Genomic DNA, 14,072 nt, shown 5'->3' with positions numbered 1-14,072 from the left:
CAAGGAGCATCCTTTTTCATTATGAAATGCGATAAACCCTTGTTTCATAAGGTTTCAACGTGATTGTAATTATTTGTTCATGTTCCGCAACTTCATAGTTATTTAAAAGCAAACGTTTGCGTTCTAATGCGAATAAACTCTCATTATACACAGCTTCCTCTTTTGAGATATTACTAATTACAATGACTTTTTCATCCTGTAGCGTACGTGTATATGCATAAATTTGTGGATCGTCTTCTAAAAGTAAATCGTACGTACCGTAGTTCAGTACATCGTGCTCTTTTTTCAAGGCAATCATTTTCTTATAGAAATTGAAAATAGACTTTTCTTCATTTTTTTGCTTTTCAACATTAATTTCTTTGTAATTTGGATTCATGCTAAACCAAGGTGTACTTGTTGTGAAGCCAGCATTCATTTCATCATTCCACTGCATAGGTGTACGTGAATTATCGCGGCAAGAAGCCCATATAATTTCCATCATATCTTGATGTGATACGCCCTCTGCAATTTTCTCACGATATAAATTTTTAATTGCTACATCATCGTAATCTTCAATATTTGGGAACTGAACATTTGTCATACCAATTTCTTGTCCTTGATAAATAAACGGTGTGCCGTGCATAAAGAAATACATCGCTCCTAAAGCCGTTGCACTTTCACGCCAATATTCTTTATCATTTCCCCAAGTAGACACAATACGTGGCTTATCATGATTTTCAATATATAAAGCATTCCATCCCTTATTTTCTAAACCTTTTTGCCACTTTGTTAATACTTTTTTCAACTCAACAACATCAAGATCTTTCTTCTTTTCTGCATCCCATAAGCTTAAATGCTCAAATTGGAATACCATATTGAATTTACCATTCTCTTCTCCAACCCAAAGATCAGCATCTTCAACTTTCACACCATTTGCTTCTCCAACAGTCATAATATCGTATTTAGCAAATGTGTTTTCTTTTAATTCTTCTAGTAATGGCTGAATACCATTTACATTCATATGTTTGTCAAAAGAAGGCACATACTTTAACCCTTTTGGGTTTGGCATATCCTTCAGGCCATCTTCTTTTTTTATATGACTAATCGCATCGACGCGGAAACCATCAATACCTTTATCAAGCCACCAATTAACAGTATCATATAAAACTTCACGAACTTCTTTATTCTCCCAGTTCAAATCTGGTTGTTTACGCGAGAATAAATGTAAATAATATTGCTCTGTCACGTCATCATATTCCCATGCAGAACCATTAAAGATACTTTCCCAATTGTTTGGTTCCGCGCCGTCTTTACCATCCTGCCAAATATACCAATCACGCTTCGGATTGTCTTTAGAAGAACTTGATTCAATAAACCATGGATGTTCATCACTTGTATGATTAATAACTAAATCAATAATAAGCTTCATGTCACGCTTATGAACTTCATCTAGTAGCATATCAAAATCTTCCATCGTACCAAATTCATCCATAATATCTTGATAGTCACTAATATCATAACCATTATCGTCATTAGGTGATTTATACATTGGACAAATCCAAATTACATCTATACCTAAATCTTTTAAATAATCCAGCTTTGCAATAATCCCCTGTAAATCTCCAATACCATCACCATTTGAATCCATAAAGCTACGTGGATAAATTTGATAAGCGACAGCTTCTTTCCACCATGTCTTATTCATACTAATTCTCTCCTTTTGCATCCCATCGGATTTTTTATGCAAACGTTTTCGTAACACTATCATAACAAAATATGAATAGTTTGCAACTGTTTTCATTGAACTCTATGTAGTTTCCTTATTCTTATGCCTTATTTATTTCTCACAAAGATAAAGTGAAACTTTAATCGTTAAGGAGATGTCCATTCCCCGCTGATTATTAGCCCTTACCAATCGAGCTTTTACGAGCAGCCCTATCTTCTTTGTTTCAGCCGGATTGTCTTACTGCTCGCAAATAACGGGATAAATCTAACCCTTCTCTTCTTCTCGTCCATGCGTGTTAAATACACTCTTCATATACTAATACAAGCTCATATTATTTCAGAAAGGAGATATAAATTGAAACAAACAAAATTAACTGGTCGTATCGTCGTTCCCTCGGATCCTGGGTATGACATAGCCCGAATAAATTTAAATTTAAGCATTCCAAAATTTCCTTGTATTATTGTTTTTTGTCGAAATAAAAATGATGTGTGTAACGCCTTAAAATGGGCACGTGAGCGTCATATACCATTTCGCTTAAGAAGTGGACGACATAGCTACGAAAATTTCTCTCTTTTAAATGGCGGGCTTATTATTGATGTGAGTGAAATGAAGCAAATTACGGTTAGTACAGGAAAATTAACAGCAACAATTGAAGCGGGTGCAAATCTTGGCGCTGTGTATAAAGAACTTTGGAAATATGGTGTTACAATACCAGCTGGCACAAGTGCAAGTGTCGGAATTGTGGGGTTAACACTCGGCGGTGGCATTGGCATGCTTTCACGCTTATTTGGACTAACATGTGATCAATTAGTAGAAGTCGAAATGGTACAAGCGTGCGGGAAATTTGGTGCAAAAATCATTCGTGCAAATGAACAAGAAAACCCTAACCTATTTTGGGCATGCCGTGGCGGTGGCGGTGGAAATTTCGGGATTATTACTTCCTTAACCTTTCGAGTCCACCCTATTAAAAACGTATCAATTTTCTCACTTACATGGGAATGGAAAGACTTTATTGCTGCATTTCAAGCTTGGCAAAACTGGGCACCTTATATAGATGAACATCTCACTTCATCAATTGAATTATTCTCTAAACAACGAAATAAAATCGAGGTGAAAGGTGAATTTGTCGGCTCTCCTTCTGAACTCTATCCTCTATTATCTCCTCTTCTTGAAACTGGTAATCCTTCTCTCTTTATAGATGAAGTCCCGTATATAAAGGCTGTTCAATTCTTTAATAGCGGCAATATTCCTGAAAAATTCAAACGTTCTGGTTCCTACGTATATAAACCTATCCCTCTTAAAGGTATTCAAATCTTACAATATTTTCTTTCTCATGCACCAAATAAAGATGCGAGTATTTGGCACCAATCACTCGTAGGTGCTGTAGAAAACATTTCGCCTAATGAAACAGCTTATTTCCACCGCAAGGCAATTATTGCTCAAGAATATATTACTTCTTGGAAATGCAACGATGAAGAAAATCGAAATATACGCTGGGTTAAAGATTTAAGAGAAAGCTTAGATTCTTACACACTAGGAGACTATGTCAATTGGCCCGATATCGACATAAAAAATTGGCAAACTAGTTATTATGGCTCTAATTTTCAAAGGTTGCATAAAGTGAAGACAGCGTATGACCCTTGTAATGTTTTTCGTTTTCAACAAAGTATCCCACCCTTTCATACGTAAAAAAGGGGATAAAATAAAAAACCATCCAATATGCCGTTACCTCACAGCATGTTGGATGATTCAAGTTGATTTTCTATATCTTTTCAAATTATTGCTCCTACTCATAAACTTTCAATTACGGATTAATTGTATTTCTCATCATTTTTATGCAATGAATGTAATTTAATATTTGGTACTTTATCTTTTTCAATACCGCTATTATAAGCAACAGGAATTTGAAATTCGAATTGTTTTGTCTCATGTTTTTGTAAATAGACTGGTTTCGGTACTGGATAACCTTTTGAATTCTCGTTTGCATTATCATATAAAACAACTTTTAATGCCTGTGAATGATTACGATAATTTTTTAAAGTCACAATGCATTTTTGTTCGATACCCTCTCCATTTTTCTCCATTCTACACTGGCTATCTTCTTTTTTATATTCTATCGCCTCTACCCCTGTTTTTCCTGCGTAGTACCATGTTTTATTCAATGTATGGAGAATGTTATTTAAAATAAACGGCATCATTAAAATCAAAATACTAATGCCTACTACTTTTATCTTATTCATTGTTCTAAATGTACTAGATTTCTTTTTTACTAGCCATTTTACAAATAATATAAATGCGATTATATGTAGTACGAAAGAAACAATTAATATATTTGAAACTTTATAACCCATATAAATATATGTATATACCGGAACCTTATAGAAATTGAATAGTTTTTCCCCAATTAATTCATTATCGTTTGGAATTTTTAATAATAACAAAACCCCTATACTGTAACAAATAGCTACTAATCGATCATACTCAATTCGAACCATTCCTTCTCCCCTTCCTTTTGCTTTTTTATTATCGATTTTAGCTATTATTACCATAATATACAATCATTTTATAGAGGATAACGTAAAAAAGTTCCTTATAAATATATAAAGAACCTTATTAATATACAATATGAATTAGAAAATCAATATGCAATTTTCACATAGAGATCTCCTCAAAATATGTTGGATTATGTATTGTAATTTTTTTATCCAGAATTGTAACAATACTATCGTTTTTTAATTGTTTTAATACGCCGCTAACCGTCTCTCGGGACGTCCCAGATATTTTTGATATTTCAATTGTTGTAAGTGGGCATGAAATTACAATCGTTTCGCCACTCTGTTCTCCTAAATCTTGCATTAAATAATTTAATGTTTGAATGACTCGATCTTGTGCATTAGGAATTGTAATATTTTGCACTCGATTTTCGTTTAGTTTTAATATTGATGATAATTGCTGAACAACGTACATTAATTGCGTCCTACTAGATTTCACCATATCTTCGAAAATTACTGTCGGAATATAATATACCTCTACATCTGTCATCGCTTCTGCCGTATAGTTATATCCTCTGTCTGTAAACATACCACCATAAGGAAAAATAGAATACCTCTTTACATAGTCATCATATAATAAATTTCCACTTTGATTTACCCGCTCTAACTTTACAAAACCATCTAACATGAAGTAAATTCTTTCTCTTGAATCCCCTTCTAAAAATAAAAATTGACCCTTTTTATAAGTTCGCCAATAGACAAACTCCGCCAAACCTTTCAATTTCTTTTCTGTTAAATGAGCAAATAATTCAAATTGTTTTAAGTCTTTAACTACGTTCCGTCTATTCATAAAATTCCCTCTCTCTTGCTGTATGTTGGAGCGAAAAATCAAGAAAGCGTATTCAAATTAAATTTTATCATAATTAACTTATATGTTAAGATTTCATCATGAAAACTTTATGAACAATGAGTACAAAAAATATTAATAAATAAAAAGAATGAAGTTACTAACTTCATTCTTTTTTTACTAATAAATAGCGCACACAATTATTTAAACATACATGCATACATTCTGTTTAGAAATAATAGTACCAGCTTTTTCTTCTAGTGCTTCATATACTTTTTCTAAAGACGTAATAATTGTTTTTCTTTTTGGATTTGTATTAACAAAATTAATAGCAGCTTCAATTTTTGGAAGCATACTTCCCGCAGCAAATTGTTTTTCCTCAATGTATTCTTCTAATTGATTCACTGTGACATGCTCTAATTTCTTTTGATTCAGTTGATTATAATTTACATACACATGATCAACTGCAGTTAAAATTACGAGCGTATCAGCATCTACTAATTCAGCTAATTTCTGCGCAGCGAAATCTTTATCGATAACCGCTTCAGTTCCTTTTAACCCTTCTTCGGAATCAATTACTGGAATTCCACCACCACCAACAGCTATCACTATATTTCCATCCTCAACTAAAGAATTAATTACTTTATGCTCATGAATACTTACAGGCTTCGGTGATGGAACAACACGTCTCCACCCTCTGCCAGCATCCTCTTTAAACACTGCTTTTGTTTCTTCCATTAATCTTCTTGCTTCTTCTTCCGTATAAAAAGGACCAATTGGTTTAGTTGGATTTTTAAATGCCTCATCTTTTTCATCCACGACAACGCGTGTTATAACCGTTGCTACGTCTTTTTTTATATTCCGTTTTTTCAATGCCTTTTCAATCGCATTTTCCATCCAATATCCAATCATCCCTTGGCTCATTGCACCACAAGTATCTAATGGCATTGCAGGTGTCTTTTCCGTTTCTGCAGCTTTTTGCTGTAATAAAATATTCCCCACTTGCGGGCCATTTCCGTGCGCAATTACTATATCTACATCATTTTCCATTATTTTCACAAGTTGTTCCGCTGTTTTTTCTAATGCTTCTTGCTGTGCCCCTGCAGTAGCTTTTCCAGACTGTATCGCATTTCCCCCTAGTGCAACTACAATTTTTCTTCGTGCCATATTTCAGCCCTCCAGTTAATTTCGCTTTCACAGCGCTTTATAAAGTAATACTGCCTGTAATTAATCCATAAATCGCAAAGAATGCTAAAGCACCAATTGCTACCGATGATGCTAATTCCACTCGAGTAAATATTTGCTTCGAACTCTTTTGCTTTTGAACATTGTAAAAAATAAAAATACCTGGCGCATATAAGGTCATTGTTAATAATAAATACTCTAAACCAGCTGCATAAACTAACCACACACCATAAATACTTGCTATCAAACCAATTATTATATTTTTATTTCGATCCACTTCTTCAGACTTTAAGCTATGCTTCAGTTGATAAAATGCTGAAAAAGCATATGGGATTAAAATAGCTGAAGATGCTAAAGAGAATGCAAAGTTATACGCCTGATCGGAAACGACGAATGTTAATAAGAACATTTGAATTAAGCCATTTGTTATCCATAATGAATTTATTGGAGCCTTATTTTTATTTTCTTTTGCAAACCATTTTGGAAATACTCCGTCTTTAGCCGCCAAATATGGAATTTCAGATGCGAGTAAAGTCCAGCCTAACCAAGCACCTAATACAGAGATGACTAAACCTAAATTAATAAAGATAGCCCCCCATTTTCCAACAACACTTTCAAATAAATAAGCCATAGACGGATTTTTCAAATTAGCAATATCTGCTTGCTGCATAAGTCCAAGAGACAGTAATGTAATTAAAATGTAAATGATGAGTGTACCAATTAAGCCAATAACCGTTGCTTTCCCTACATCACTTCTATTTTTTGCTCGACTAGATAAAACAACAGCCCCTTCTACCCCAATAAACACCCATAAAGTTACAAGCATTGTACTTTTAACTTGGCTGCCAACCGCTCCCCATGAAAAAGAACCAGTTTGTCCCCAAAATCCATCTAGAAACGTATCAATATGAAACGCGAAGATTCCTATAACAATAAATACAAATACAGGTACTAATTTTGCGATTGTAGTTACTAAATTCACAAGTGCTGCTGATTGAACTCCACGTAAAATTAACATGTGAACACACCATAATAATACGCTTGCACCAATAATGGATGCTACATTTTGACCGCCTTCAAAGATTGGGAAGAAATACCCTAATGAAGAAAACAATAATGTACCGTAAGCTACATTACCAAGCCAGGCAGATAGCCAATATCCCCACGCACTATTAAATCCCATGAAATTACCAAATCCTGCTTTTGCATAGCTAAAAATACCGCCATCTAAATCTGGCCGTTTTACAGTTAGATTTTGAAAAGATAATCCAAGCGCAATCATCCCAATTCCTGTTATAACCCAACCAATAATAATGGCTCCAGCACCAGCACCTTTTGCCATATCACTTGCTAAATTAAATGCTCCACCGCCAATCATAGACCCCACTACAAGCGCCGTTAATGTAAACAACCCTAATTTCTTATCTTCATCCATTCCACTCACCTCTCTTTAATTGCAATAACAATACGAAAGCCATAGTGAATGATAGTGTCTAAAGGAGGAGAAAGAAGAAAGGAAGACTCCCTTTCTTCTTTACTCCATATTTCCTAAAGTAGCTGCCATAACCGCTTTAATTGTATGCATTCTATTTTCAGCCTGATCAAATACTTTTGAATGTTTACTGCGGAATACTTCGTCAGTTACCTCCATTTCCCTCAACCCATATTTCTCATAAACTTCCTCACCATACATCGTTTCAACATCATGGAATGCGGGTAAACAATGTAAGAAAATCACATTTTCATTTCCTGTTTCTTTAATCATTTTCATACTTACTTGATAAGGTTTCAATAACTCGACACGTTCAGCAAATTTTTCTTCCTCACCCATAGACACCCATACATCTGTATAAATTACATCTGCATTCGCAACAGCTTCTTCCACATTACTTGTTATCATTACCTGTTCATTATATTTTTTTGCTAAATCAATTACTTCTTGCTCTGGCCATAAAGATTCCGGTGTACAAATACGTACATCCATTCCAACGATCGCTCCACCAACTAGTAAGCTATTAGCAACATTATTTCGTCCATCTCCAACGTAAACGAGCTTCACATTTTCTAATTTCCCTACATGTTCTCTAATTGTTAATAAATCTGCAAGTGTTTGTGTTGGATGCCACATATCTGTTAATCCATTCCAAACCGGCACACCAGAATTTTGTGCTAAAGATTCTACAGTTTCATGATTAAATCCACGAAACTCAATTCCGTCAAACATGCGTCCTAACACTTTTGCTGTATCCTCTACGGATTCTTTTTTCCCAAGCTGAATATCACCTTTCCCTAAATATTCAGGGTTCGCCCCCAAATCCGTACACGCTACTGTAAATGCACATCGCGTACGAGTAGAGGTTTTTTCAAATAATAGCGCTACATTTTTACCTTCTAAATAATGATGTGGGACACCGTTTTTCTTTTTCTCTTTTAATTCTGCTGCTAAATCTAGAAAATATAATAATTCTTCTTGTGTAAAATCTTTTTCAGCTAGAAAACTTCTTCCTTTTAAATTTGGTCTAGTCATTAACATACTTCATCCCTACTTTCTCCGTTATTTATACTAAATATCTTTACGAACAATTGGCATACTCATGCAACGTGGACCCCCACGACCACGAGATAATTCCGAACTTAGCACCTCAATGACTTCTATACCATGCTCCCTTAATAAAGTATTGGATACATAGTTGCGATCATATGTAACAACTACACCTGGCGCAATTGCTAATGTATTAGAACCGTCATTCCATTGTTCACGGGCGGAAGCAATTGCATCTCCTCCTCCACAAGGAATAAGAACTAATTCACTTAAACCTAATACCCCTTTTAATGCTTCCATTAAAGAAGTACGATGTGTAATTTTAAGATTTTCCGCATCTGGACCTTTTTCTAAAATATAAATATTCATATTTCCTTTTGGCCCTTGAATGGCTGGGTGAATTGTAAACTTGTCATAATCAACCATTGTAAACACTGTATCTAAATGCATAAATGCTCGGCATTTTGGAATTTCTATTGCTAACACTTTCTTAATTTTATTTTGTCGGCTAAAAAGATTTTTAGCTAAACGTTCAATTGCTTTAGCTGACGTACGGGCAGATACTCCAATTGCAATTGTTTCTTCATTTAAAATTAGCTCATCGCCACCTTCAATCGGAAACTTATAATCACGATCTAGCCAAATTGGCACATTGTGATTTGCAAATCTTGGATGATATTTAATGATGTACTCCATGAATAATGATTCACGTCTACGCGCCGGTTCTCTCATCTTATTTATCGTTAAACCATCACCCACGCTAGCTGCTGGATCACGAGTAAAATATAAATTAGGCATTGGGTCTAAGTAAAACGGATAATGATCTTCCATTAATTCGTATAAATGTGTCTTCTTACTTGTTTCAATTTCGTTTTTCCGTACACCACCCATAATTTTTTGAACTAATTCTTCATTTGAAAAGGAAAGTAAATATTCTTTTAAAGTTTGATGTGCAACATTTACGTCAGCCTGTCCTTCTTCTAAAATACGATCAACAAATTCTTCTCGAAGTTTTTTATCTACTAATGCCTCAGCAGCTAGTTTTTCTAAATAAAGAACTTCAACACCCCGATTGCGTAATGTTTGTGCAAAATAATCATGCTCTTTTTGAATAATTGGTAAGTATGGAATATCGTCAAATAATAATTGTTGCAAATAATCTGGCGTTAAGTTTTCCACTTCTTTACCAGGTCGTTTTAATAAAACTGTTTGTAATTCCCCAATTTCTGAAGTAACATGTATCGGATGCTTCATTTGTTGTACCTCCTTTTAAATATGTTTGATGTCTTACAAGTACATAATAAATGCTACGCGCTTTCATCTTTGTGAAAACATCCACATTATCATTGTGAAATATTAAACAAGTTATTTTTTTAAAATCATATAAATTTGTATTTTTATAACATTCCATCCCGCTTTTTCAATAAAAAAATACATATATTACGCATATATGCTGAATATTTAACTTCCGTATTTTTAAAAAAATCCTGTTTTTAATTTTTATTAAAAACAGGATTTTGCATCTAAATAATTAAATTTAACCTTTCTTCTAAAATCTCCCTATCTGATTTCGACTGAGAAATTATAAGGCATGTATCATTTCCACATATACATCCTATTTTTTCTTTCCAATCTAACTCATCAAACAAAGCACCAATAACATGTGCATTACCGGGTAATGTTTTAATAACCATTAATTGATCTACACAATCAATTTTTACAACAACCTCTCGTAATTTTTTCTTTAACTTTATATCAGTTTGTAAATGCTCTTCTGAGAAAAATTTATATATCATTAATCCTTCTTGAGAAGGTACCTTCGTTAAGTTTAACTCACGAATATCTCGAGAAACTGTAGCTTGTGTTACTAATACATCTTTTTTTGCTAACAATTCTACTAATCTTTCTTGCTTCTCTATTTCATACTCCTTTACAAATTGTTTAATTAATCGTTGTCTTTTTTCTTTTTTCATAAAAGACACCCCTTTTAATATTATAGCTCGCTATAATTTTCATCCGAAAGGGACAGAAAAGAATGTTGCGGAAACGTTCATAGTTTATACTTTTTAACTGTAGATATTAAATCTAGCTAAAAAAAGAGAAGAACAGCATTCTGTTCTTCTCTTTTACATTGAAAATCGTTCAATCGTTTGTTTCAAATCCGCTGATTGCTTCTCTAAGTCTTTTAATAATTGATCGATTGCTATCATATTTTTAGACTGTTGCAATGTCACACGTGCCACTTCTTGTGAACCAGCTGACGTTTCTTCCGCAATTGCTGCTACAGCCTTTGTTTGTGCTCCTGTTTGATGAATATGACTCACTTGTTCATTCATATAACTACTAATTTGCTTAGTTGTATCGGCTACTTCCATAACACTTGATGACATTTCTTTTAAAATTAATTCTGTAGCTTCTCCGCGTTTCGCCTCTTCTTTAGCTGTCTTCACCTGCTCTGTCATTTTCAATGCGACTTGCTGTACTTCATCTTGCATATTACGTAATAACTGCGATATGTTTCTTGCGGAATGATCACTTTCATCAGCAAGTTTACGTACTTCTTCTGCTACAACCGCAAAGCCCCTTCCATGCTCTCCTGCACGAGCTGCCTCAATAGAAGCGTTGAGTGCTAATAAATTTGTTTGGCTAGCAATCTCACTCACAACAGAAACAATATGTTCTACTTGTTTCATTCGTTCTTCTAACTTCTGTACATTTTGCATCGAATCTTCATTCTCTTTTGCCAATGTTTGAATGCCTTGAATTAAAGAAGTAAAGACACGTGTACTTTGTCCTAAAGCTTGAACCATTTCTAAAGACAACTCGTCGGACTGTTTTGCTTTTTCTTCTACTTCACTCGCAATAGAGGTTGTTGTATCGACAGTTGAAACAATCGCCTGAATGGAAGCTGCTGATTGCTCGGCGCCAGAAGAAATCTCTGCAAGAGTTTCAGACACACCGCGTGCTTGCTTTGTCGCTTCCCATGTTTGTCTTCTAATTTGCTGAACTTGATTATTTGTATACGAAAATGTAGTATCGATATTTTTTACCATGCCCCTTAAGTTCCCTAGCATCATATTAAATGCAACACTTAAAGATTTAATCTCATCATCGGTCTTTGGCAATGGGACATCTTCACGAATATCACCTTCAGCCGCTTTCCTTGCTGCTTCTTCCAACTTTCGAAGTGGTTTAATTAAAAATATCGCTGCCCCATACGCTAAAATTCCAGACCATACTATACCTAATAACATAACGATAATATTATAAACAGTTTGACTTACATAACTTTGAAAATAATCATATATAACGTAAATGAAAATTAAACTTGTTGAATATGTAATTAAAGCTAAAACTGTAGTGAATAGCATAAGTTGTGTACGTAAGCCAAAAGAAAATGTTTTTCTTTCTTTTCCCATCTCTTCTTTCCCCCTTCTTATAAGCAATATAAGTACTACCTATATATTATTATCCATATTTTCGTTATAGAAAGATATAGGGATTTTAAAAACCATTATTTCTTTGAATATCAAATTATACGAAAAAAATAAAGGATTCTGACAATTTATGACTAATAACAGAAATACGGGGCAATATTTGTAAATATATTTTTGACTGGGGGTTTTGTATGATTCAAGTTCGAAATCTAGTAAAATCATTCGGATCACTTGATGTTTTAAAAGGAATTGATTTAGAAGTAAAAGAAAAAGAAGTTGTTGTTTTAATCGGCGCCAGTGGTTCCGGCAAAAGTACATTACTTCGCTGTCTTAACTTTTTAGAAATGTACGATGAAGGTGAAATTCACTTACAAGGTGAGCGAATTGATCCAAAGCATTCAAATTTAAACAAAGTCCGTGAAAATGTTGGTATGGTTTTTCAGCACTTTAACCTCTTTCCTCATATGACCTCACTAGAAAACATCATAGAAGCACCTATTCACGTAAAAAAATTGGAGACAGCAAATGCAAAGGAGATTGGAAATCAACTCCTACAAAAAGTCGGCCTACAAGATAAAGCAGATGTAACTCCCCACCTCCTTTCCGGTGGTCAAAAACAACGAATTGCGATTGCACGAGCTCTTGCTATGAATCCTAAAATTATGCTATTTGATGAACCTACCTCAGCCTTAGATCCTGAACTTGTTGGAGAAGTATTGCAAGTTATGAAAGAACTTGCTGAAGAAGGAATGACCATGATTATTGTTACTCATGAAATGAATTTCGCAAGAGATGTAGCTGATCGCGTCATATTTATGGATGACGGAAAGATTGTAGAGGACGCTCCGCCAGCACAATTCTTTTCAGCTCCATCACATGAACGAGCAAAACAATTTTTACGCAACGTTTTATAATGTAACTTCTGTTTCAAATGAAAAGAAATACATCCATACGGTGCACAACTAATTGTCCAAATAAAATATCTCAGTAACATACTTAAAACCATCCGTATGATCAATATATAGGAGGGGTTTTATGAAAAGAAAACTATTAACCATTGTTGCGAGTATTACATTATGTACATCCTTCATACTAGGAGCCTGTAGTAAGGAAAGTGCTACTACTTCTTCAAATGGTGAAAAAGAATTTCGTTATGCGATGAGTGGCTTATATAAACCTTTTAACTATAAAGAAAATGACGGAAAGCTTGCCGGTTTTGATGTGGAAATTGGTGAGGCACTTGCGAAAAAAATGAATATGAAACCCACTCCTATTACAAATCCATGGGAAACGCTAATTCAAGGTCTACAATCGAAAAAATATGATGCTATATTGGGCAGTATGGCAATTACAGAAGAACGCTTAAAAGCTGTTAGTTTCTCCAATCCTTATTATCGCTCTGGTGCCCAAATTTTTGTGGCTAAAAAGAATACATCTATCTCTTCTCCAGAAGATTTGAAAGGTAAGAAAATTGGTGTTGTAAAAGCTAGTACCTTTAAAGACCTTGTTGCAAAACATACAGATCAAATCACAGAATATGATAGCGATATTACTGCACTTATGGACTTAGAGCCTGGACGTATTGATGCAGTAATCACTGATCAAATGGTCGGTTTACGTATGATCAAAGAAGGTAAATCAAATATAAAAGAAGCTGGAAAACCATTAAATCTTGATGAAATGGGAATTGCTATTCGTAAAGATGATAAAGAAATGGTTGAGAAAGTAAATAAAGCTTTAGATGAAATCATTAAAGATGGTACGTATGAAAAGATCAGTAAAAAATGGTTTGGGCGTAATATTCTTGGAGACGAGGCAAAAACAAAGTAAGTTAGCCATTTAGAGATTTCATAAATCATGCCCC

General features: G+C 34.2%; 12 protein-coding genes and 1 pseudogene. 3 read left to right on the top strand and 10 right to left on the bottom strand.

What is annotated here, in order from left to right:
- Positions 1-19: 19 nt before the first annotated feature.
- A complete protein-coding gene (locus tag NSS97_RS02090) occupies positions 20-1,684 on the bottom strand; it encodes a glycoside hydrolase family 13 protein (protein WP_341111376.1) in 1,665 nt (554 codons plus the stop codon).
- A gap of 375 nt (positions 1,685-2,059) precedes the next feature.
- Between NSS97_RS02090 and NSS97_RS02085 the strand changes: the two genes are divergently transcribed.
- Entirely contained in the window at positions 2,060-3,394 is a 1,335-nt protein-coding gene (locus NSS97_RS02085; RefSeq protein WP_341111374.1) for an FAD-binding oxidoreductase, read from the top strand.
- Between the two features lie 122 nt (positions 3,395-3,516).
- Here NSS97_RS02085 and NSS97_RS02080 read toward each other — a convergent pair whose 3' ends face one another.
- The 9 genes and pseudogenes from NSS97_RS02080 to NSS97_RS30405 all read right to left on the bottom strand — a co-directional run.
- A complete protein-coding gene (locus NSS97_RS02080; protein ID WP_060751225.1) occupies positions 3,517-4,200 on the bottom strand; it encodes a hypothetical protein in 684 nt (227 codons plus the stop codon).
- 157 nt (positions 4,201-4,357) lie between these two features.
- Positions 4,358-5,047: a Crp/Fnr family transcriptional regulator gene (locus NSS97_RS02075; protein ID WP_001081901.1), complete on the bottom strand. Its 690-nt coding sequence runs from the start codon at positions 5,045-5,047 to the stop codon at positions 4,358-4,360.
- Positions 5,048-5,248: 201 nt separating this feature from the next.
- Complete coding sequence (arcC, locus tag NSS97_RS02070; RefSeq protein ID WP_002139469.1) at positions 5,249-6,211, bottom strand: carbamate kinase; 963 nt, start codon at positions 6,209-6,211, stop codon at positions 5,249-5,251.
- A 37-nt stretch (positions 6,212-6,248) separates the two neighbouring features.
- On the bottom strand, positions 6,249-7,664 hold the full coding sequence (gene arcD / locus NSS97_RS02065) for an arginine-ornithine antiporter (RefSeq protein WP_000343045.1): 1,416 nt from the start codon (positions 7,662-7,664) through the stop codon (positions 6,249-6,251).
- 99 nt (positions 7,665-7,763) lie between these two features.
- Positions 7,764-8,762: an ornithine carbamoyltransferase gene (gene argF / locus NSS97_RS02060; RefSeq protein WP_341111371.1), complete on the bottom strand. Its 999-nt coding sequence runs from the start codon at positions 8,760-8,762 to the stop codon at positions 7,764-7,766.
- A gap of 30 nt (positions 8,763-8,792) precedes the next feature.
- Positions 8,793-10,025, bottom strand: coding sequence for an arginine deiminase (gene arcA / locus NSS97_RS02055; protein ID WP_107887808.1), 1,233 nt, complete (start codon positions 10,023-10,025; stop codon positions 8,793-8,795).
- Positions 10,026-10,294: 269 nt separating this feature from the next.
- The gene (gene argR / locus NSS97_RS02050) at positions 10,295-10,744 is read right to left on the bottom strand and encodes an arginine repressor (protein WP_033708744.1); all 450 of its coding nucleotides are present in this window, start codon (positions 10,742-10,744) and stop codon (positions 10,295-10,297) included.
- Positions 10,745-10,897: 153 nt separating this feature from the next.
- Positions 10,898-11,824, bottom strand: coding sequence for a methyl-accepting chemotaxis protein (locus NSS97_RS02045; protein ID WP_427342668.1), 927 nt, complete (start codon positions 11,822-11,824; stop codon positions 10,898-10,900).
- 15 nt (positions 11,825-11,839) lie between these two features.
- Positions 11,840-12,025: pseudogene (locus tag NSS97_RS30405) on the bottom strand (HAMP domain-containing protein); the annotation flags it as partial.
- A 374-nt stretch (positions 12,026-12,399) separates the two neighbouring features.
- Between NSS97_RS30405 and NSS97_RS02040 the strand changes: the two are divergent.
- Together NSS97_RS02040 and NSS97_RS02035 are read left to right on the top strand one after the other, a co-directional pair.
- Positions 12,400-13,122 carry an amino acid ABC transporter ATP-binding protein gene (locus NSS97_RS02040; RefSeq protein ID WP_044444304.1) on the top strand — a complete coding sequence of 241 codons (723 nt, stop codon included), beginning with the start codon at positions 12,400-12,402 and terminating at the stop codon, positions 13,120-13,122.
- Between the two features lie 121 nt (positions 13,123-13,243).
- On the top strand, positions 13,244-14,038 hold the full coding sequence (locus tag NSS97_RS02035) for an ABC transporter substrate-binding protein (RefSeq protein ID WP_002091263.1): 795 nt from the start codon (positions 13,244-13,246) through the stop codon (positions 14,036-14,038).
- The last annotated feature ends 34 nt before the right edge of the window (positions 14,039-14,072 follow it).

The sequence above is a fragment of the Bacillus sp. FSL R12-0074 genome, from assembly GCF_038005725.1.
In the GTDB taxonomy this organism is placed as follows: domain Bacteria; phylum Bacillota; class Bacilli; order Bacillales; family Bacillaceae_G; genus Bacillus_A; species Bacillus_A mycoides.
Note: the sequence above shows the minus strand (reverse complement) of the source record. Positions and strands in the feature narration are given on the sequence as shown.